Below are 21,999 nucleotides of genomic sequence, written 5' to 3'. Positions count from 1 at the left end.
GTCACCTACGCTAACCAGCAGCTCAATTTTGCTGTTAGCGCAAGAAAAACCGGTAAGCAGGGTTCTGGGTTTCGTCACTGTAGTCGAAACCGAGTTGCTCTAAGTACTGCTGAAATACGCCAAGTGAATCTTGGCTTAACTCAAATCCTGCTAATACCCGACCATAGGCAGCACCGTGGTTGCGATAGTGGAATAATGTGATGTTCCACTGGCTGCCTAAGGTGCTTAAGAACTTAAGTAGCGCACCGGGTTGCTCGGGAAACTCGAAACTAAATAGGTGCTCTTTTAGTTCTAAGTTAGGTCGCCCGCCAACCATATATCGAACATGTTGTTTGGCAAGTTCATCGCCGCTCAAATCGACCACCTCGTAGCCATCTGATTCTAGGTTTTGGATCAGTCCTGGCAGTTCTTGGTCGGCGTCGCTGACTCTGATCCCAACAAAAATACTTGCTCGATCGGCGTCCGCATAACGGTAATTAAATTCTGTAATGGCGCGCCCGCCTAGATGGCGCACAAAATCAAGATAGGCACCACTGCGCTCAGGAATGGTAACGGCTAAAATTGCTTCTTTACGCTCACCTATTTCAGTACGTTCAGATACGTAACGCAGGTTGTGAAAATTAAGATTGGCCCCGCTTAGAATCGCCGCCAAACGTTGATTGGGAGCCTGTTGCTTGCTCCACTGCTTTAATCCCGCTAGTGCAAGTGCTCCTGAGGGTTCGGCAATGGCGCGTGTGTCTTCAAAAATATCTTTAATGGCTGCGCAAATTTCATCTGAATTAACCGTAATAACTTCGTCCACATATTGCTGGCAGAGGCGAAAGGTTTCGGTGCCGATTCGCTTGACGGCAACACCGTCGGCAAACAGACCAACCCGGTCTAAGTCGACGGGTTCCCCAGCGGCAAGTGCAGCCTTTAGACAAGCACTATCTTCAGATTCAACCGCAATCACTTTAACGTGTGGCATTAGTTGTTTTAGATAGACAGAAATACCAGCAGCAATGCCGCCGCCGCCAACGGGTACAAAAACCGCGTCGAGGTGCATATCTTGTTCGAGTAACTCTTTGCCAATAGTTCCTTGACCGGCTATCACATTGATGTCGTCAAAAGGAGGGATACGGGTATAGCCGTATTGTGTTGCTAGTTGCTGGCTATGTTGGCTCGCTTCGTCAAAGTTGTCGCCAAATAATCGCACTTGTGCTCCCCACGCTCGCACCGACGAAACTTTAATTTCGGGCGTGGTGGTGGGCATAACAATGACGGCTTTAATGCCCATTTTTTGCGCCGACATAGCCACACCTTGGGCGTGGTTGCCGGCGGACGCCGCAATGACTCCTGCTTGTTTCTGGTTATCGCTTAATTGCGCCAGACAATTGTATGCCCCGCGCAATTTAAACGAATGAACCGGCTGCAGGTCTTCACGCTTAAGTAGTACCTGTTGCCCCAGGCGTTGTTCGAGCTTTTTCATTTGCTGTAATGGTGTCACGCGGGCCACTTCGTAGACAGGTGACAACAGTATACGGCGCAAATACTCGTTAGCGCTTGGGGTGTTTGCAGGCATTTCTAGTCCAGTTTACTAATATCACGAACAGCACCTTTATCGGCGCTGGTTGCCATGCTGGCATATATTTTTAGTGCGGTGCTGACTTCACGAACCCGATGTTTAGGTTTCCAGCCTTCGCTTTCTTTGGCTTCTCGACGAGCGGCCAAATCAGCTTCGTTGACCTCAAGCGTGATACTACGTTTTGGAATATCGATAGCAATAATATCGCCATTTTCAACCAAACCGACAGTACCACCACTAGCAGCCTCAGGCGAAACATGCCCAATTGAAAGGCCTGATGTGCCACCAGAGAAGCGACCATCGGTAAGTAGTGCACACTTCTTACCAAGCCCTCTCGATTTCAAGTAAGAGGTGGGGTAGAGCATCTCTTGCATGCCAGGGCCACCTTTAGGACCTTCATAGCGAATAAGAACGACTTCGCCAGCAACCACGGTGCCGTCTAAAATACCTGCTACGGCATCATCTTGGCTTTCGAATACTCGAGCTGGGCCACGGAACACTAGGTTGTCGTCGTCAACACCGGCGGTTTTAACCACGCAGCCATCAACGGCAATATTACCGCGTAAAACGGCTAGGCCGCCTTCTTGGCTATAGGCGTTTTCAATACTACGAATACAACCATCTTCGCGGTCATCATCAACACTGTCCCAGCGGCAGTCTTGGCTGAACGCTTTAACGGTGCGGATACCCGCTGGACCTGCTTTGAAAAATTCATGCACAGCCGGATCTTGAGTTTGCTTGATATCCCACTTTGCTAGACTTTCAGCCATGGTTTCGCCCAAGACATTTGTGACATCACGATGTAGTAAGCCCGCTCGGTCAAGTTCTCCGAGAATGGCAAAAATACCACCGGCACGATGCACGTCTTCCATGTGATACTTAGGTGTTGAAGGGGCAACTTTACATAGTTGTGGTACGCGTAAGGATAGTTCGTCCATATGCTGCAAGTTGTAATCAATACCAGCTTCTTGAGCGGCTGCCAAAAGGTGCAGCACGGTATTAGTTGAACCGCCCATGGCGATATCGACAGTCATAGCATTTTCAAAAGCTTCGAAGCTTGCAATATTACGTGGTAATACAGACTCGTCGTCATTTTGATAGTAGCGCTTACACAGTTCAACAATACGTTCGCCAGCACGCTCAAATAAGACCTTACGATCGGCGTGAGTTGCTAACATGCTGCCATTACCAGGTTGAGCTAAACCAAGGGCTTCAACCAAGCAGTTCATTGAGTTAGCGGTAAACATACCAGAACAAGAACCACAAGTTGGACAGGCGCTGCGCTCAACTTTTTCGCTATCTTCGTCGCTGACATTTTCGTCTGCACCCATCACCATCGCATCAACTAAATCTAGTTTGATTAGCTGGTCGCTAAGCTTGGTTTTACCCGCTTCCATGGGGCCACCAGACACAAATATCACCGGAATGTTTAGGCGCATACTGGCCATTAGCATACCTGGGGTAATTTTGTCGCAGTTAGAAATACATACCATAGCGTCAGCGCAATGTGCGTTGACCATGTATTCGACTGAGTCAGCAATCAAGTCACGCGAGGGCAGGCTATATAACATGCCGCCGTGCCCCATAGCGATACCATCATCAACGGCAATCGTATTGAACTCTTTGGCGATCCCGCCAGCTTCATAAATTGATTCAGCAACCAATTGCCCCAGATCTTTAAGGTGTACGTGACCAGGTACAAATTGAGTGAATGAATTCACCACAGCTATAATAGGTCTGCCGAAGTCGCTATCTTTGGTTCCCGTTGCTCGCCATAAGGCGCGAGCGCCAGCCATGTTGCGACCTTCAGTCGTGGTTGCACTGCGTAATTTTGGCACCGTGATTCTCCTATTCTGCGTTTACGTAATCGAGCCAGCCCCAGCGGTCTTCAGTTTCACCACTGAAAAGGCCAAAAAAGCTAGTTTGTAATTCTTGAGTAATCGGGCCCCGTTTACCGCTCCCAATATCTATTTGGTCAACACTTCTAACTGGCACGATCTCAGCTGCTGTGCCGCACATAAACATTTCATCGGCAAGGTACATCGCTTCTCGTGGGATCGACTGTTCATGCACAGTATAACCTTTGTCTGTTGCGAGAGTGATAATACTGGCCCTAGTGAGACCCGGCAAGATGCATGCGGTAACTGGAGGGGTATATAAAGCGCCATCTTTCACCAGAAAGATGTTTTCGCCAGCACCTTCGCTGATGGTTCCGTTAACATCAAGTGCAATACCTTCAGTATAGCCGTGTCGACGGGCTTCTCCTGAGATCAGTTGAGATGACAAATAGTTTCCGCCGGCTTTAGCACCTGTAGGCATGGTATTTGGGGCAAGTCGATTCCACGACGTGACAGCCGCATCGACGCCATGCTCTAGACTCTCTTCACCTAGGTAAGATCCCCATTCCATTGCTGCGATTGCAACATCTGCTGGTTTTCCAGTGCCGGCATTTATGCCGAGGCCAACATCCCCCCAAAAAGCGACTGGGCGAATGTAAGCGCTAGCCAAGCCATTAACTCGGATGGTTTCGCGTAATGCTTGCATTAACTCTTGTTTTTGATAAGGCACTGGAATGCGATAGATTTTGGCCGAATCAAAAAGGCGTTGCATGTGGTCTTCATGGCGAAAAACCGCTGGGCCTTTAGGCGTATCATAAGCGCGAATGCCTTCGAACACCGAAGAGCCGTAATGCAAGGCATGGCTCATGACGTGTACCGTGGCATTTTGCCACGGCATGATTTCTCCGTTGAACCAAATAAACTCAGCTGAATTGGCCATAATTACTTCCTATGCTTTTTTTAGTTGTGGCTGCTTAGTGTCTTGTTGCAAAGTAACTTCGGCAACATCGAAGAGTTTTTCGAGTTGAGCTTGAAGTTGGGTAATGGGTCTAACGCTAGTAACGCGCAACTGGATCTCCAGTTGCTGTTGTTGCGGCTCGCGTTCTAGCTTTTGCATGCTTAAGTTATCAAGCACAAACCCACGGTGGCGGACCACGCGCAGAACTCTCTCCATAACTTCAGGGCTATTGTTACAAACCAGTTTTAGTTGATGAACTTGAGAATCAGACATTACACTTCCTCCAGCATATTTTCGTTGGATACACCTGGCGGCACTAAAGGCCAAACATTATCTTGTGCGTCAATGAGTACATGTAAAAGATAAGGGCCTTCGCAGTTAAGCATGCGATCCAAAGCTGCAGAAATTTGGCCTTTTTCAACAATGGTCTCACCGGGGATATCGAAGGCTTTAGCTAAGGTGACAAAGTCAGGATTGTCTTCCAAAATCGTTTCGCTGAAACGGCCATTGAAGAACAGTTCTTGCCACTGTCGAACCATGCCTAAACGATTGTTATCGATCAGTAGCATTTTTACCGGCAATTGAGCGCGTTTTATGGTGCCAAGTTCTTGCACGTTCATCATAAATGAACCGTCGCCTGCAACATTAACCACGGTTGCATCCGGGCGCGCAAACTTGGCGCCAATCGCGGCAGGTAAACCAAACCCCATTGTGCCTAAACCTGCACTGGATAAGTGGTCATGAGGACTATTAAATTGCATATGCTGGGCGACCCACATTTGATGTTGACCTACATCGCAGGCAACTACTCGGTCACTGGGTAATTGGTCGCTAAGTTGTTTAAGCAGCGCTGGGGCATAAATTCCTTTGCCCGGATGGTCATATCGCCATGGCCATTGCGCTTGGTACTGCGCTAAGTGCTCTAACCATGGGCTAATCGACGGTGTGCATGCCAGTTTAGGAAGTACCGCCTTAAGTGGGTCAGTGATTGCTACGTCGGCTAAGCGTCGTTTGTCAATTTCGGCCGCATCGATATCAAGGTGGATTACTTTAGCAAGACTTGCAAATTCATCTAGCTTACCGGTTACCCTGTCGTCAAAACGAGCCCCAATGACGAGTAAACAGTCACATTCTTGGACTGCAGTATTAGCCGCTTTGGTGCCATGCATACCTAACATTCCTAGGTAACCCGGCGTGTTTGGCGCGATAGAGCCTAAGCCCTTTAAAGTAGCCACACTGGGGATTTGGCTTTGGCTTAGAAAATCGCGTAGTGCTTGTACTGCATTGGCCATACCGACGCCGCCGCCGACGTAGGCGATAGGTCGCTGGCTGTTTTGTAACAAGGCTTTAGCTTGGTTTAGGAGCTCACTATCCAAACGATGGTTTAGGTCTGCGACTATTTGCAAGGGGAAGTTGGCTTCAACTTCGGCAAGCTGCACATCTTTAGGCACGTCAATAAGGACCGGGCCTTGGCGTCCGCTACAAGCAAGTTCAAAGGCTTGTTCGATGGTGCTTTGCAGCTCGTTAACATCGGTGACTAGAAAGCTATGTTTGGTCACACTTAGCGACATACCTAATACGTCAACTTCTTGAAAGGCATCTGTTCCAATAAAGGTTTGGGGTACTTGTCCGGTGATTGCAACTAAGGGAATTGAGTCTAATTGGGCTTCAGCGAGTCCAGTGACTAAGTTGGTTGCACCAGGGCCAGATGTCGCTAAGCAGACTCCAACTGATTGTCCTGCACGGGCATAGCCAATAGCTGCCATTGCTGCGCCTTGTTCGTGGCGTGTTAGCTGGTGGGCTAAGCCGCCGTCGTACAAAGCGTCATATAAAGGCATTATTGCCCCGCCAGGATAACCAAATACCTGGGTCACACTTAGATGCTTTAGTGTCTCGACTATTAGTTGTGCACCGTTCATAGAACTCTACCCTTTAATATTAAAAAACCCCCGAGTCTTGCGACGCGGGGGTTAGAAACTGTTAGTCGTAATTTTTGGTTACAATCCAGCATCCCCGCGTGGTGTTTGAATAATCACCACAAGGACCTCGACAATAATCACTGTAACCAAATTCAACATATGAATCCTCTCAAAATATGCTTCTGTTTTAACATAGAGCGAATAGCAGAACAAGTTGCCAAAGTAGCAATGATTAGCGTAAAGGACTGTGCTTTACCCGTCAAATAGCAAAATTGCGGCATATTGAACTGCTCATGGTTTTATATGCAGTCTATAACATTGCAAATATATATAAATGCCGAGCATAGTATGGAAGTCGAAGCTGTGAATAAAAATATCCCTGCTGATTATCCAGTACCGTAGGTGTCAGTTATATTTACAATCTTTGCTACTGTTGATAAATCAATAATCCGACTTATGATTTAAGCGGTTGAATAAGATAGTAAAACTATAGTCGGTGTGAAATATGCAAGTAGTTACGCATATATAGTAGTCGGTGGTGGTCGTATGTTTGCAGCTAAAACGCTAAAATTTGTTCGATGTTGGTTCGCGCTTTTGTTGTTGTGCGTGAGTAGCTCTAGTATTGCTTCGCCGCTCAAATGTAATAACTTGTCAGTTAGTAGTGGGGGATTTAGTAACCTACTTAGCGGCTCACCTTGTGTGGTTGACGATGGCGATCAATTCAGCTGGAATGCTTCTGATATTGCGGGTTCTAGCTATAACTATAGTTACAATATCAGCTTGGGTAGCGAGAGTTTATCTGATGTAGCAAATGTACTTGGGTTTATGACGGATTATGGTCTAAGCCACAGTTCCTTAAATGGAAACTATAATGGTACTTATAGTTTTCTTGATGACAATGGTTTTGTCATTGAGAGCTTGATCCATTTAGGAAAAGATAGCTACGGCAGTGATCAGGCTAATAGTGGTCTTCTAAGTGGCACGTGGCTGACCCCGGTTGCAGCAAACTTTATGACTGTAAAATCTGCGCAATCATTTTTGCTTTACTACTACTCTCCGGGACAAACTAGCGGTGCTTGGTCAACAGACGGTATTTTTAATCAGCCCAAAGGCAAGAACCAAGCCCAGCAGCAAGGCGTTTCGCACATCAATTGGTGGGCTTTGGACTCAGTATTTAGCCCTGTTGTGTTTGATGTGCCCCCTGCGCCCAGTATTCCAGAACCAAGTTCCATTATCCTGTTATTGCTGTCAGCAATAGCAATGTGCTTTAAGGCTCGAAAGGCTGAGCGTTTATAATTGTTTGGACTTATAGCGGATAGTCTTTGAGCTCTTGAACAGCATAAAAACCACCACTGCCTTTAGCTTTTTCGATGACGACAGGCACCAACACTCCCGGAAGAACGCTATCTGGATGATTGGGTGCGTCTGGGCCTCCTAGATCTGTTGTAAGCCAGCCAGGATCAGCTAAATTGATTAATACATCGCTGCCCTCAAGCGTTGAAACCATGTCACGGACATAACGGTCGATGGCCGCTTTAGAGCAACTATAAGCCATCAGTTGCGGTTGGTCGGCTATACCGGAAGTCATCATAACCACACGGCCAAATCCCGAGTTCAGCATTTGTGGGATAAAGGCGTCAGCAAGTTTAGCGGGTGCGATGCAATTAACTTGAAAACTTAGTGCGTAGTCCTGCGCCTGTTGCTTAAATGGCTCGCTCCACGGTGTCATAATCGCAGCGTTACAGTATAGAACCTCTAAGTTGTGCTGGGTAATCGTGTTGACTTGGGTTATCAGCGCTTCAACTTGTTTATTATCAGATAGCTCAGCACCAACTTGAGCAACGGTACATCCTTGTGATTTGAGCTCTTGAGCTAGCTCGTCACAGGACTTAGCGTCACGGGCGTGCAAAATTAGCTTGCAGCCTTGATGCGCAAGACCCTTGGCGATTCGTAATCCCACACCTCTACTGGCTCCGGTTACTAGCGCCCATTTATTACTTAAATCAACATTCATGGTTTTCGCCACCTCATATTTGTTCTCGATATTGGAAGATACTAGCAATGATTGATGCAGCACTAATCTATACGTGTTAAGAAACGAGAGCTAGCGCTGACTATCATCAAGGATTAATCAGTTTTGCCAATTCAATTCATTGTTGTAATCGATTTCTGTTATCGCCGGTCTATATCTATAGTGTGATCACTTAGGCAAATAAAAATTATTCGCATTATTTGCCTTTCAAGGAGTCTATATGAAAGAGCTAAAAGTAAGTCACTACATGAATCGCTCACCGATAAGCTTTCAACCTGAGCAACCCGTAGCTGCGATTGTTGAGTCTCTAAATAAGCATGCGCTAATCGGTGGACCAGTACTCGACAGTGAAGGTTTAGTCATTGGTTGGATATCGCAGCAAGATTGTTTGCACCAAATGTTGCAAAGTACTTATCACTGCGAACAGACTGCGCTTGCGAGCGATGTTATGCGCAAGGACGTGCTATTGGCACTGCCCGATACCAGCATTGTTGAACTAGCAGAGCAGATGCTACAACAAAAACCCAAGAGTTATCCGGTCGTTGAAGCTGGCAAACTAGTTGGCGTGATTGACAGACACGCGGTACTTAAAGCGATTAGCGAGCATCAAACTAGCTGCTAACAATCTAAGCGGGCTGGCTAAACTGTCATTATCCACTATTGTTAATTAAGTCATTAACAGTTTTGGGTAACTATGGGATTAGCTACAATTCAGTCTCGGGCGTGTGTTGGGATTGATTCGCCCTTGGTCAATGTTGAAGTTCATATTGGGAATGGACTGCCACAGTTTAATATCGTTGGCTTACCTGAGGCTTCGGTTAGAGAAGCTCGCGACCGGGTACGTAGCGCGATTATTAATAGTGGATTTGACTTCCCAAGCTCGCGGATCACGGTCAATTTAGCGCCTGCCGATTTACCCAAAGAAGGTGGTCGTTTTGATTTGGCCATTGCGCTGGGTATTTTACAGGCTGCAGGTTGCATCGATATTGTTAAGTCTGATAGCCAAGAGTTTGTTGCTGAGCTTGCACTAAGTGGAGAGCTGCGACCGGTAAGTGGTGAAATACCAGTTTGCTTGGCGGCTACGAATGTTGGTCATCAATTGTTTATTGCGCAGCAGGGATTGATTGCGGCCAAAAAAGTTCCGGGATCCGAGGTGTATGGGTTGCAACATTTACAGCAGCTATGCGCTTTTCTACAAGGAAAAATTGAGCAGCCAACTAGTGAAGCAACAATTGAAAACATAATCGCGTTGCCAAACTATCCCGATTTTCTTGATGTTATAGGACAAACCCAGGCCAAGCGAGCCTTAGAAATTGCTGCTAGTGGCGGACACCACCTGTTGTTTATTGGCCCTCCGGGTAGTGGTAAAACCATGTTGGCTAGCCGCATGCCTAGTATTTTACCAAGTTTAACCAAGCTGCAAGCGATTGAAGTTGCAGCGCTGTACTCTCTTACAGAACACCGGCGTGCCGAGCAGGACTGGTATGTACCGCCATTTCGCGCACCCCACCATAGCGCTTCTCCGGCAGCCTTAATTGGCGGCGGGACCATCCCGCGTCCAGGGGAAATCAGCCTTGCTCACCATGGCGTGTTGTTTTTAGACGAAATGGCAGAAGCGCCGCGGCAGGTACTTGATCACTTACGCCAACCCTTAGAGTCAGGAAAAGTACATATTTCGCGAGCGCGTGCGCAAGTTGAGTTTCCCGCACAATTTCAGTTTTTGGCGGCGATGAATCCAAGCCCATGCGGTCATATGAGCGGCACAAAGTTGCGTAGTAACCCGCTTCAAATTCAGCGCTACCTAAGTAAAATATCGGGACCATTGTTGGATAGATTTGATCTCAGTGTTGAAGTCAGTGTGCCCGATACAGCCTTTTTTAAAGCGCATCTTCAAAAACCCGATCCGAATTGGAGCAGTGCTAATATTAGAGCGAGGGTGGTTGCTGCTCGCCGGCAACAGCTTACCCGCAGTTGCAAACTAAACGCCCATCTTAGCGGTAGCGAATTACAAACGTTTGCGCCCCTAAGCGAGAGCCTAATGCTGTTATTTGAGAGAGCCAATCAAAAGCTTGAGCTATCGCTGCGAGCGCAGCACCGAGTATGGCGAGTAGCCAGAACGATTGCGGATATTGGTTTATCAGACACGATTGAACGGGAGCATTTACTCGAGGCACTAAATTTTAGGGCCATGGATAAGTTGCTCAAGCTGGCTTTTTCTAGCAGTTAATCATTATGTGTTGGAACTAAGAAAAGCAAGCGTAATACACATAGCAAAAGTTAAGTTGTATTGCGGTTTGCTAAGGCTTACAGCTGCGGTAAAGTAGTGCCTGGTTCTTCGGCTTCGGTGCAACGCTTGCTATATTTCTACCAAAGTAATCAATTGGATGTGCTTTCCCATCTACTTTGTTCATTGATTCAAAAACAACCCCTTGCTAATCCTTTAGCCCGTCAGCAAATTCTGGTTCAAAGCCCAGGTATGGCGCAATGGCTAAAGCTTGAGATGGCACGCACCATGGGGATTAGTGCCAATACCGATTTTCCGCTACCAGCGAGCTTCATTTGGCAAATGTTTCATTTGGTGCTTGATGATGTGCCCGAACAAAGCCCATTTAACAAAGAAGCAATGGCCTGGCGCCTTATGCGAATATTACCAGGGCAACTAGACCAAGACCCATTTTCACCGCTGCGCTTCTACTTAGAGGGCGATGAGCAACATGGTGGGCGTAAGCTTTGGCAATTATGCCAAAAGATTGCTGATATTTTTGATCAATACTTAGTTTACCGGCCGCAATGGACGCAAGCTTGGGAAGAAGGGGACGACCTTAGTGACATAAGCGCAGCCCATCCTTGGCAGCCTTTGCTATGGCGCTTGCTGGTGGATGATACGGTTGAGAATATGCACAATCCGTATCATCGAAGTAATTTGTTTCAAGATTTTGTTGAAGCCGTAGAGCGACGTCAAGTCGGTGAGCTTGAGCAATTACCGCAGCAAGTATACGTGTTTGGCATCTCGGCCTTGCCTCCAGCCTACCTTAAAGCCTTGGAAGCACTGGGTAAGCATATTGAAATTCATTTGTTCTTAACCAATCCATGTTGCCTGTATTGGGGAGATATTAAAGACAGTAATCCACAGGACAGCTTAAGCGTTGGTAATCCTCTGTTGGCGTCTATGGGTAAGCTTGGCCGCGATTACATCGAGCTACTCGCACAAGTGAACAAGCATGAACTTGACCAACAGCCATTTGTAGAGCCGCAAGCAAATACGCTGCTGGCGAATATACAAAGAGATATATTGAATTTAGAGAACCCGGTTGATCCCTTAGCTTTCGAATCCAGCCAGCATAAGCGTGTTGTGGCTGAAACGGACCGTAGTGTTTGTTTGCAGCTGTGCCATAGTCCGCGACGTGAACTTGAAATTTTACATGACCAACTGTTGGACATGTTAGCTGAGGATCCAAGCCTGTCGCCACGCGACATAATTGTGATGGTTCCGGATATCAATACCTATAGTCCACTGATTCAAGCTGTATTTAGCTCACGTTCTGGTGAACAAGCGATCCCGTTTGCTATTTCTGATTGCAGTGCCACGGTTGAAAGTCCGGTACTGTTAAGTTTTATTGAGATTTTAGGTTTAAGCCAAAATAGAGCCGGGGCAAGCACCATTCTCAATTTACTTGAAGTACCGGCTATCGCTAGGCACTTTGGCATTGAACTCAGTGCCATACCAATGCTGCGCCAATGGGTACTAGAAAGTGGAGTGCGTTGGGGTTTAGATGCTGACGACATGCAACGTTGGTCTATGCCCGAAGGCGAGCGCAACTCTTGGATTTTTGGTTTAAAACGGATGTTGCTCGGCTACGCCATGGACTCGAATATTGGGTTGCATGAGGGGGTTTTGCCCTTTGACGAAGTGCAAGGGTTACAAGCTAGAGTGTTAGGTCGTTTAGCCCATTTTGTTGATGCGTTAATTGAGGTACAAAAACTATGGTTATCTGAGCAAGATGCCCAGCAATGGCAAGCTAGTTTGCAGCGGCTGGTTCATGACTTTTATGACTTTGAAGCGCAAGAACTAGCAGAGCAACAGCAATTACTGTCTCTGATTCAAAAATTTCACGCTGGTGCCGAGTCAAGCCAGTATCGGGCCACTATTTCAGCACAAGTAGCCTTAGATTATTGCCGCAATCAACTCAGTGAACAACGCGGTAGTCAGCGCTTTTTAGCGGGGCAGTTAAACTTTTGTACCTTGTTGCCCATGCGAGCGATCCCTTTCAAAGTTGTCTGTCTATTGGGGCTTAATGATAAAGACTATCCGCGTAGTGTAGCTCCGGTTGGTTTTGATCTGATGGCCAGTCAACCGGCGCAGCGCGGTGATAGAAGTCGGCGTGATGATGACCGCTATTTATTTTTAGAAGCCTTAGGTGCAGCCCAAGATCGATTATATCTATCGTATATTGCTAAAAGTGCTGTGGACGATACCCAGCAAGAACCCTCGGTACTACTTGCTGAGCTAAAAGAATACATCGGGCAATGCTTTTGTCTCGAGCAAGACCGCGATTTGGATAGTGATACATCCGCTAACAAACTGCTGAATGCACTTTCAACACAGCATCCTTTGCAAGCTTTTAGTCCACGTTATTATCAGAAACAAAGTTCGCTGTTCTCATATCAACAACGCTGGTTACCACTGGCGTCGCAGTTACAATCAGGTTTTGACAGCAGTACTTCTGCAGTCGCGGTATTGGAGCAACTAGAGCTTGAACCTGACCAACAATTGGCAGACTTACAGAAATTCGCTCGCGCACCAAGCCATTGCTTTTTTCAACGTCGATTAAAAGTTTTCTATCCTCGCTTGGAAGAACAGTTAGTTGAAGCGGAAAGCTTTGCGCTTGATCCACTTTCGCGTTATCAACTCGATAGCCAACTATTAACAGCGCGTCTTAAAGGTCAAGAGTTTGAAGCGCTGCGTTTGCAACATTTAGCCAGTGGTTTATTGCCTCATGCGCATTTCGGGGAACTTACATTAAGTCAGCGCTGGCATGAGTTGGATGCTTTGATGTCGGCTTTAGATCCTTACTTGCCCATAACTAAAGCCCGGCAGCGCGTTAACCTTGAGTTGGAGCGCTTTACTTTGCAAGGCTGGGTTGAACCACATAGCGCCGCTCTGATTCAATACCGAGCCGGTAGTTTACGCGCACCGGATGTCACGCAGTTGTGGCTCAATCATTTGGCTTATCATGCGATGCAATATCCTCCCTTACCCTCGCTGCTATTTGGCCGTAGCTCGTCGATCAGTTTACGCCCGATTGACGCATCCCTTGCCAAAGAATTGCTTTTTGCTTGGCTCGAATTATATGAGCGCAGCCATAATCAAACCAATATTTGGGCACCTCGCAGCGTGTGGGCTTGGTATCTTAAATTGTGGAAGCCAGGCGAAGGCTTAGATGATGACCCGAGTAAAATAGCCAAAGCAGAGCTTGCGGCTAAAGAGTGCTTTGAAGGCGGGTTTATAATGGTAGGAGAAAATCAGGACCCTTACCTTGATCAATTGCTGCCGGATTTCAGTGCTCAGTGGCCAGAAATGTTAGCGCTTGCTAGCCCCTTTGTGGACCCAATATTTGAATACTTGGAGAGCAATAACTATGAGTAATGCTTTAGATGTTGTTCGATTTCCATTATTTGGTAGCCGTTTAATTGAAGCCAGTGCCGGTACCGGTAAAACCTATACCATTTCTGGCTTGGTATTGCGGCTACTACTTGGGCATGGTGGTGAAAACGCCTACCATCGCCCTCTAAAAATAGAAGAAATTCTGGTGGTGACTTTTACTGAAGCCGCTACCGCTGAGTTGCGTTCTCGGATCAGAGATAAAATCCATAAAGCGCGGATCGCTTTCTTGCGCTCTCAAGAGCATATTTTTAAGAGTGACGACCTATTAATCAATGCCTTGATCGAAAGTAGCGGCGATCGACTTGCGGACGCTCAATGCTTACTGATTGCTGAGCAAAACATGGATCAGGCTTCCGTATTTACCATTCATGGGTTTTGCCAGCGCATGTTAAAGCAGCACGCGTTTGAGAGCGGCATGCCTTTTGAAAGCGAGTTTATTAGCAGTGAAGCGCAATTGCGACTGCAAGCGGCTGAAGACATTTGGCGCGAGAACTTCTACCAAAGTGACCTTGCAATGGTAGCGCGAGTGATGAAGTTGTGGAGCGAGGGTCCAATGCAATTGCTTGGGCAATTGCGTAGCTTGTTTTCGCAAACCCAGATTCAGCTGCAAGGTCAGCCATTAGACCAAGACTTTGAGGCTTGGTTTAACTCGCGCTGCCAAGCGATAGGCCGTTTTAAACATCTATGGATAGAGCATGCACAGGAGATTGAAACACTACTGGGTAAGGCTCAACTTAATGGTCGAGTATATAAAAAGAACACTCTGCCGAAATGGTTAGCAGAGCTTCAAAGCTTTGCGGCCAATACCCAAGATAGCGATGAGCTGAATAAAAATGTTTACCGTTTCTCGCAAGCGGAGTTGATTAGTCAAACCAAGGACGGATGTGAGCCGCCGTTGCATGCAGTGTTTAGCCTTATTGATGAGTTGTTAATTGATACCACACGGCTTAAAGATGCGATTGTTGCAAGCTTATATCCTCAAATTAAAGCGCGTTATCAAGCGCTTAAGCAGCAACAACAAAGCTTAAGCTTTGATGACCTATTAAGTTTTCTGGCTTTGACCTTAAAAGGCGAAAGTGCAGAACGTTTGGCAACCGGGATCCGCGAGTTATACCCAGTTGCGATGATAGATGAATTTCAAGATACCGATGCCCAGCAATACTTCATTTTTAATCGGCTCTATGGTCAACAACAAGACTTAGGTATGTTTTTGATTGGAGACCCGAAACAAGCTATTTATGGCTTCCGTGGGGCTGATATCTTTACTTACATGCAAGCCCGACAAGAGTTAAGCGATCACTATACGCTTCCGGTTAATTGGCGATCTAGCGCCGCAATGGTCGACGCCAGTAACGCGGTCTTCAATTGGCATACTCATCCCTTTATTTTTAAAGATGCAATTGATTTTGAGCCGGTGAGCGCCGCTGAGAAAAACCAGGATATAGCTGGGATTTGTATCGATGGTATTGAACAAAAAGCACTACAACTGATTGAAGCTCAGGGTGACAACGCCGTGATGAGTAACAACGCCTATAAGTTGGCTCAAGCGCGAGATTGTGCGCTACGCATTCAAGGTCTATTACAAGCCGGTGATGAAGGGCGAGGCACTATTGGACCTAAGCAAAAGCCAATTGGCGCGAGTAGCATAGCCGTGCTAGTGCGTACTCGAAAAGAAGGTGAGCTAGTTGCCCAGCAATTGGCGAAACAAAACATTGCCAGTGTTAGTTTATCCAATCGCGATAGCGTATTTAGTTGCCCAGAAGCCATGGCTTGGTATTTGCAAATGCAAGCGGTGCTAAACCCAAATAACGAACGATTGATGCGAGCAGCCTTGGCAGCCCCGGTGCTGGGTTATGACTTTGCCGTATTAGACGCCTTAACCCAAGACGAAAACTTGTGGCAGCAGCAAGTGGATGAATACCACGAGCACCAGCGGGTTTGGCAACGTCACGGAGTATTAGCGATGTTCTACCAATGGTTGGCGCAACGTAAACTCGGTGAAAAATTGCTCTCGCAAATGGGGGGCGATCGGGTTCTAACCAACTTGTTGCAGCTGGCTGAAATACTACAGCAACAAAGCGCAAAACTCGAAAGTGAAGCGGCACTACAACGTTGGTTTGCACAACAACTACTGGAGCCGGACGGGGATGCAAGTGAACAACAACTTCGCTTAGAGAGTGATGCAAATCTAGTTCAGATTGTAACCATCCATAAAAGCAAAGGCCTTGAATATGACATCGTATTTTTGCCCTTTGCCTTTAGCTTTATGCCCGCTAGAGAATGCATTTATCATATCGAAGAACAGCTGGTGTTTGACCTAAACGGTGATGAATTAGCTAAAGAAGCCGCTGAAAAAGAACGTCTCGCCGAAGATTTACGGCTGTTGTATGTAGCCTTAACTCGCGCTGTCTACTGTTGTTTTATTGGCATTGCAGCGATTGGAAAAGTTAACAAAAGTTCTAACAGTTATTCATCGCAAAAAAGCGCCTTGGGCTATTTGCTACAACGTAATCAAAGTGGCGATAAAACGTTTCTACAACAAGAGGTTCAAGCCTTTTTACAAACCACCCAACACGCCAGTTTAGAGAGTTGTATCGACGATGAACGACCCATCTATGCGCCTATTCAAAGCGCGGCCGATCAACTCGAAGCCAAGCCGTTTAGGTCAAGTATCGATAATAATTGGTGGATCAGCAGTTATTCGGCCTTAAGTCGAAGCCGCCACGACAGACATAACTTTGATGCCAGTTTTGAAGTTCAAGGTTTAGATTTAGCTTTACAACAAGATAGCTTAGAGCAAGACCTCGATGTTTTAGATGTGTTTCATTTTCCGCGTGGTAGTGAGGCGGGAAGCTTCTTGCACTTGGTATTTGAAGAATTAGACTTTCAGCTAGCGGCGCCCGAAGTTGAAGCGCAGTTAGCGCTGTTGCTGGTAGACCATGGCTATGATAGTAAATGGTTGCCCGCGCTAATACAGCTTAGAACTCAGGTGCTACAGACGCCATTACTCGATAATGGCCGCTATTGTTTAGCAGACATTCAAGCAGGGCAGCGACTCAATGAAATGGAATTTGTGCTGCCTATGGCCAATCTCAAAAGCTCGGAGATGAATCGACTATTGCGACATTTTGACGCTCTAAGTGCCAAAGCTCGCGGCTTAGATTTCCAACAAATCAAAGGCATGCTTAAAGGATTTATCGATTTAGTTTATCAACACGAAGGCCGATACTACGTGCTTGATTATAAGAGTAATCATCTTGGTTATGTTGACAGTGATTATAACAATCAAGCCATGGAAACGGCCATGATTGAACACCGCTATGATTTTCAATACCAGTTATACGCCTTGGCTTTGCATCGATTTTTGGCACAGCGTGTGGTCGATTATGACTTTGAGCAGCATTTTGGTGGTGTGTATTATCTATTTATGCGCGGTATGCCTGGCGCAACGCTGCATAGTCCTGCGCACGGGCAACAACATCAAGGTGTCTATTTTGCTAGGCCAGATGCGAGTTTCATTCAGGCTTTAGACCGTGCTTTTCAAGATGGTAGCCATAGTTTTAGCGAGGATGCGCAACCATGTTGAACCACATTGATACAGCATCTGCGCTTGGTTGGCTGAACCATTGCTTAAGCCATGAGCGCCTTGATGAACTCGATTTTCACTTTGCTAAGTTCCTACACGAGCATGGCGCTAACAATGCAAGTGTGATTGCTGCCGCGCTACTTAGCTCAGAATTGGCAAATGGGAATAGCTGCTTAGAAATTGCTCATATTAAATTCAAGCTAAGTCGTTTGCAGCAACAAACCGATTTAGCCATCGATTTTGATTTGCCTGAAGCGCATCACGATTGGATTAGCGAGCTAGAACTTGCGTCTGTGGTTGGTGAACAGCGCCCATTGGTACTAGAGTTTGATAGGCTCTACTTAAATCGATATTGGCAATTTGAACGTAGCGTTGCGCAGCGTTTTAGCGCGCCGGCGCTAAAGATTAGCCCCGAACCCAATTTAGTTCGCAGCGGAATTGATAGCTTGTTCGCTCATGATTGGAGTTTTCAGTGGCAGATATTCAGCCAAACAAGCCCCGAGCGACGTGCGTATTATGTAGAGCATTACTTGGATCTGCAAAATGCTTGGGTGGATGCTAATCCACAAATTATGAATGAGCTTGCGGCGATAGAATCGCCAACGCAGCTTGAAACTTGGTATAAAACCTTACCCGAATTGGCCGTACTAAACTGGCAAAAAGTTGCGGTTGCGCAAGCTTGCCGTCAACAATTGTTGGTGATTAGTGGCGGGCCGGGAACCGGTAAAACCACCACCGTAACCCGACTCCTCGCATTGCTTCAACAATTGCAAATAGAACAAGGCTTAAGCCCTCTTAAAATAGCTATGGTGGCCCCAACCGGAAAGGCCGCTGCCCGTTTGAGTGAATCGATTTCTGGTGCTCGAGGACAACTTAATGCCAGTGCGCAAGTGGTCTCGGCAATTCCCGAACAGGCCACAACTATCCATCGTCTGCTTGGTGTTCGAGCGGGGCGACAACAATTTATACATCATGTTGATAATCCGCTAGCATTGGATCTGTTAGTTGTTGATGAGGCCAGTATGATAGACCTTAGTTTGATGGCCAAACTACTCGATGCTCTGGACTCATCCACGCGCATTATCCTGCTTGGGGATAAAGACCAATTGGCTTCGGTAGAAGCGGGTTCGGTGATGGCTGACCTTTGCTCCTTTGCCCAGCAGCCTAAAAGCCAAGACTTATTAGCGTATTTAGCTGTAGCAACCGGTAGTTGCTTTGACGGATTAGCACAAGGTCCAACGCGGGCAATTAACGACAACTTAGCGCTTTTACATAAAAGCTATCGCTTTGATGCAAGCTCCGGCATTGGACAACTTGCAGCATCGGTAAATCGAGCTGATGTGGTGTCTAGTAAGCAACAGTTTGCGCGAGGGTTCGCCGATATTGATTGGCATCAACTCGACCAAAACAGTTACCAAACGGCGCTCGACCAAGCCCAAGACCATTATCGTGATTACCTTGAAGCGCTGCAGCAAGGTGCGGATATGCTGGACGTATTTAAACGATTTAATCAGTTCCAGTTATTACTCGCACTTAGAGAAGGCGACTTTGGAGTTGAGGGCTTCAATCAGCGTATACAACAGCGGTTTGCAAAAATGGGCCTGTTAGGCGAACAGCAAGGCTGGAGCGCAGGCTTACCAATTATGGTCTTGGCGAATGACCATGAACAACAGCTTTACAATGGCGATATTGGTATCTTTGCGCTTAATGAGCAGGGGCGTTTAATGGTGGTGTTTGAGAACGCAAAGCAACTGCGCTGGATATTGCCTAGCCGACTACCTAGTCATCAAGTTGTATTTGCCATGACGGTGCATAAATCGCAGGGTTCTGAATACCAATCAGTGAGTCTTTTACTACCTCCCCAAGGCAAAGCACAAGTCAGTCGAGAGCTACTGTATACCGGTATCACCCGAGCAAAACAGCACTTCACCTTGTATGCTGACGACTTAAGCTTTACCAAAGCCGTAGAACAAGGCACTGAACGATTTTCTGGCTTAACGCTGCGTTTGTAGAGATCGCCGCTCAAGGGCTATGAGCGGCGGCGTGAGAGAGCTTGAACAGAGTTACTTTAAGCGAAGCAGTTGTGTTTCGCCGCTATTATCTTTAAGGCCGTCATTATCGTTGATGACATAAAGAGCCCCATCGATCGTTCTGGCCATCCCTTCATACTTTTCAAAGCTAAGCGCGCTATTGCGCGTATCTTTGAGTAGATCTAAATGAAGCGTTTTAGTTAGATTTCTACCTTCGCTCAGCTGGCTTAAATCGACTTTATAGATACGCTTAACCGCGGCATCTGGACCCGACTGATTGTCTCGCTCCAAAACCAAAAATTGCTGCTCACCTATGGCTGTGATTTCGCTTATCCCCACCCAACCACCGTTGGGGGAACTAACGTTATCCAAGGGATAGTTGAGCATTGTGGTCGTGGCACTGGCTAAATCGTAGACCCCAATTTGTGTGAAGTTCTGCATACTCCAAGGGCGTTGGATCGCAAAATACAGCTTACCTTGATACTCACTGATACCTTCGAGACCGAAACGTTGTTGGTTTAGATTTAGCTGAGGTTCCAATTGAATCACTTTTTCGATGACGGCATTGTCATCAAGTTTCAGAATCAGATTGCTACTCATGACTGGACGTTTATCATCTCCAACTGTACCGGCACCTTCAGAAGCTACCCAGAATCCCCCATCTTGAGAGACAGAGATACCTTCGGGGTCAATATTGACAGTTTTATCGGCATTGGTCATCGCGCTTAAGTCGGCAGAGTCGAAAACATTGCGCCGCTCTGGATGTTCGGGTGAAAGCTGCGCGTCGACGGTGACTACCGGAGTCGTTGCTAACACGTCATTGGTATCTTTAATTGAAAGTGCAGCCACAACTTGAGCAGGGTAGTGACTGGTGTCAATCGTAAAGACCTGATTTTGTTGGTAATAGCTATCATTAACCGCGTACAGCAACTTGGGATCTTTTAAATCTGCACTTAAGCCTGACATCGCACTCCATGCGATTGGTCGTTGCTGCTCGATTACCGAGACTAGACTTGGATAGTCTGGTGATTGTTTGGCGTACTGATAAATATTCAATGCCGAGCGTAATTTGTCACCACGATCATCTTTCTCGCTTGCTGCAATCAGTAGTTGGCGCTCAGGGATGGCATAAACGCCCTCAGGGGCTGCTGCGGTAGGTAGTATTTGACGTAGTTGAGGCTGATTGATGTCGCTAAGGTCATAGATGAATATCAGGCTTGAGCGTTCAGAATTAACAAATAACAGAGGCGTGTCGCCAAACTGGGCAAACTCGGCGTTTTCTGGCTCATTACCTTTATTCTTTGAACGAGAATCTGGGTAATGCCCTAATTGAACTGCTAAATGATCAAGGCTATTTCCTGAGCCGTAGACAACCACGCCATCTCGGTTAAATATTGTAAATCCGCGGCTTCCCCCAGCCAAGTCACCTTCATCTGCGGTGACAAAGTGTTGGTCGTCAATCCAGGTCACGCCGTCAGGCTCGCGAGCAAGGCCTTTCAAGTTGCCACTAAGGGCTACTAAGGCAGGCTTTTCTTCTTCTACGTCAACGTGTTCTAAATCTACGCTGCCTGCACTGAAATGATTGATTACACTGGCGCTCTTAAGATCTATAAGAACGATATGATTGTTCTCTTGAAGTGTCACAACCGCGATGTTTTGGCTATTGATATCAACAAACTCTGGCTCTGGATCGTCGCTGTACCAATCAGCTAACCCGGTAAGAGCAACTCGCTTCATTTGCCAAAGGCTTGGGTCTGGATCTTGGGTATTAAACACAATAAATTCACCGGCCGGCATCTGATAAGGCTTTCCTTCAGTTGCTTGGTGGTCTTCGTCGCGTTCATTTTCGATTACAACGCCTAGATAATTACCGTCTGGGCTTACTGCGATAGAATCCGGTTGCCCGCCTAATTCAAACTGATGGACGATAGTCTGGGTTTTGATATCTACGATAACAAGCTGGCCACTGACATTTACATAGTCTTGTGAGCTATTTACAGCCGCTAGTGCCCAGTCGTTAAGCACGGTAACCGAAGTGGGTTCCCCAGCGAGTTTTAGTTCGCCTAAGGCTTGAGCTTGTTGGGGTTTAGTTATATCGACAAAGCCTAAAGACTGATAGGGACTATTAGAGTATATGAGTGTATTGCCATCGTTACTCGCGGTCACGATTTCGGCGGAGGTTTCAGTGTCGGTGTTACAGTTTTCATCAAGCTGACGACAAACAGCAAAGGTCGCAATTCGATTAAAGTTATAGGCTTGTTGTTGGTCAACGAAATTGGTTTGAGCAAATGAGGCTAAATTAAGCCCAAAGCTTAAGCTCAGTCCGAGCCCAGCTGAATAGAGATGGCGCGATGAAATCATTCTAGCTTCCTTGTTAAGATGATTGAGTGGCTAGATTGAGTCTATT

At 46.7% G+C, this 21,999-nt stretch carries 13 protein-coding genes; 6 read left to right on the top strand and 7 right to left on the bottom strand.

Features of this window, described 5'->3' with window-relative positions; all coding sequences use genetic code 11:
- Positions 1-34: 34 nt before the first annotated feature.
- From ilvA to ilvG, 5 genes are read right to left on the bottom strand one after another with little or no spacing between them, the layout of a single operon-like run.
- Complete coding sequence (gene ilvA / locus DBZ36_RS02440) at positions 35-1,561, bottom strand: threonine ammonia-lyase, biosynthetic (protein WP_120353330.1); 1,527 nt, start codon at positions 1,559-1,561, stop codon at positions 35-37.
- Positions 1,562-1,563: 2 nt separating this feature from the next.
- Positions 1,564-3,402 (bottom strand): dihydroxy-acid dehydratase, encoded by a 1,839-nt coding sequence (gene ilvD, locus DBZ36_RS02435; protein ID WP_120353329.1) that lies wholly within the window; start codon positions 3,400-3,402, stop codon positions 1,564-1,566.
- A gap of 10 nt (positions 3,403-3,412) precedes the next feature.
- Positions 3,413-4,342, bottom strand: a complete 930-nt coding sequence (locus DBZ36_RS02430; protein WP_120353328.1) for a branched-chain amino acid transaminase — start codon at positions 4,340-4,342, stop codon at positions 3,413-3,415.
- Positions 4,343-4,351: 9 nt separating this feature from the next.
- The gene (gene ilvM / locus DBZ36_RS02425) at positions 4,352-4,633 is read right to left on the bottom strand and encodes an acetolactate synthase 2 small subunit (RefSeq protein WP_120353327.1); all 282 of its coding nucleotides are present in this window, start codon (positions 4,631-4,633) and stop codon (positions 4,352-4,354) included.
- A complete protein-coding gene (gene ilvG, locus DBZ36_RS02420) occupies positions 4,633-6,279 on the bottom strand; it encodes an acetolactate synthase 2 catalytic subunit (RefSeq protein WP_120353326.1) in 1,647 nt (548 codons plus the stop codon). The genes ilvM and ilvG overlap by 1 nt, the downstream gene beginning before the upstream one ends.
- A gap of 546 nt (positions 6,280-6,825) precedes the next feature.
- Here ilvG and DBZ36_RS02415 point away from each other — a divergent pair.
- On the top strand, positions 6,826-7,575 hold the full coding sequence (locus DBZ36_RS02415; protein ID WP_120353325.1) for a PEP-CTERM sorting domain-containing protein: 750 nt from the start codon (positions 6,826-6,828) through the stop codon (positions 7,573-7,575).
- A 10-nt stretch (positions 7,576-7,585) separates the two neighbouring features.
- On the opposite strand, the gene DBZ36_RS02410 is transcribed toward DBZ36_RS02415, so the two are convergent.
- Positions 7,586-8,293 carry an SDR family NAD(P)-dependent oxidoreductase gene (locus DBZ36_RS02410; RefSeq protein ID WP_120353324.1) on the bottom strand — a complete coding sequence of 236 codons (708 nt, stop codon included), beginning with the start codon at positions 8,291-8,293 and terminating at the stop codon, positions 7,586-7,588.
- Between the two features lie 238 nt (positions 8,294-8,531).
- Here DBZ36_RS02410 and DBZ36_RS02405 point away from each other — a divergent pair, with 238 nt between their 5' ends.
- From DBZ36_RS02405 to recD, 5 genes are all read left to right on the top strand, one after another.
- Entirely contained in the window at positions 8,532-8,933 is a 402-nt protein-coding gene (locus DBZ36_RS02405) for a CBS domain-containing protein (protein ID WP_120353323.1), read from the top strand.
- 72 nt (positions 8,934-9,005) lie between these two features.
- Positions 9,006-10,538 carry a YifB family Mg chelatase-like AAA ATPase gene (locus DBZ36_RS02400; protein ID WP_120353322.1) on the top strand — a complete coding sequence of 511 codons (1,533 nt, stop codon included), beginning with the start codon at positions 9,006-9,008 and terminating at the stop codon, positions 10,536-10,538.
- 96 nt (positions 10,539-10,634) lie between these two features.
- A complete protein-coding gene (gene recC / locus DBZ36_RS02395; protein WP_158589011.1) occupies positions 10,635-13,958 on the top strand; it encodes an exodeoxyribonuclease V subunit gamma in 3,324 nt (1,107 codons plus the stop codon).
- The gene (recB, locus tag DBZ36_RS02390; protein WP_120353320.1) at positions 13,951-17,562 is read left to right on the top strand and encodes an exodeoxyribonuclease V subunit beta; all 3,612 of its coding nucleotides are present in this window, start codon (positions 13,951-13,953) and stop codon (positions 17,560-17,562) included. Before recC ends, recB begins: the two co-directional genes overlap by 8 nt.
- Positions 17,556-19,574 (top strand): exodeoxyribonuclease V subunit alpha, encoded by a 2,019-nt coding sequence (recD, locus tag DBZ36_RS02385; RefSeq protein ID WP_120353319.1) that lies wholly within the window; start codon positions 17,556-17,558, stop codon positions 19,572-19,574. The genes recB and recD overlap by 7 nt, the downstream gene beginning before the upstream one ends.
- 51 nt (positions 19,575-19,625) lie before the next feature.
- Here recD and DBZ36_RS02380 read toward each other — a convergent pair whose 3' ends face one another.
- Positions 19,626-21,953, bottom strand: a complete 2,328-nt coding sequence (locus DBZ36_RS02380) for an esterase-like activity of phytase family protein (RefSeq protein ID WP_120353318.1) — start codon at positions 21,951-21,953, stop codon at positions 19,626-19,628.
- Between the last annotated feature and the right edge of the window lie 46 nt (positions 21,954-21,999).

Origin of the sequence: Alginatibacterium sediminis, assembly GCF_003610775.1 — a bacterium.
Taxonomy (GTDB): Bacteria; Pseudomonadota; Gammaproteobacteria; order Enterobacterales; family Celerinatantimonadaceae; genus Alginatibacterium; species Alginatibacterium sediminis.
The sequence above is the reverse complement of the archived record's forward strand: the minus strand, read 5'-3'. Positions and strand labels throughout refer to the sequence as shown.

Excerpts from the sequence above, each read along its gene's own strand:
- ilvG (WP_120353326.1), bottom strand. The coding sequence starts at position 6,279 with ATGAACGGTGCACAACTAATAGTCGAGACACTAAAGCATCTAAGTGTG.
- DBZ36_RS02380 (WP_120353318.1), bottom strand. The coding sequence starts at position 21,953 with ATGATTTCATCGCGCCATCTCTATTCAGCTGGGCTCGGACTGAGCTTA.
- DBZ36_RS02410 (WP_120353324.1), bottom strand. The coding sequence starts at position 8,293 with ATGAATGTTGATTTAAGTAATAAATGGGCGCTAGTAACCGGAGCCAGT.
- ilvA (WP_120353330.1), bottom strand. The coding sequence starts at position 1,561 with ATGCCTGCAAACACCCCAAGCGCTAACGAGTATTTGCGCCGTATACTG.
- ilvM (WP_120353327.1), bottom strand. The coding sequence starts at position 4,633 with ATGTCTGATTCTCAAGTTCATCAACTAAAACTGGTTTGTAACAATAGC.
- DBZ36_RS02405 (WP_120353323.1), top strand. The coding sequence starts at position 8,532 with ATGAAAGAGCTAAAAGTAAGTCACTACATGAATCGCTCACCGATAAGC.
- DBZ36_RS02430 (WP_120353328.1), bottom strand. The coding sequence starts at position 4,342 with ATGGCCAATTCAGCTGAGTTTATTTGGTTCAACGGAGAAATCATGCCG.
- DBZ36_RS02400 (WP_120353322.1), top strand. The coding sequence starts at position 9,006 with ATGGGATTAGCTACAATTCAGTCTCGGGCGTGTGTTGGGATTGATTCG.
- recB (WP_120353320.1), top strand. The coding sequence starts at position 13,951 with ATGAGTAATGCTTTAGATGTTGTTCGATTTCCATTATTTGGTAGCCGT.
- recD (WP_120353319.1), top strand. The coding sequence starts at position 17,556 with ATGTTGAACCACATTGATACAGCATCTGCGCTTGGTTGGCTGAACCAT.
- DBZ36_RS02415 (WP_120353325.1), top strand. The coding sequence starts at position 6,826 with ATGTTTGCAGCTAAAACGCTAAAATTTGTTCGATGTTGGTTCGCGCTT.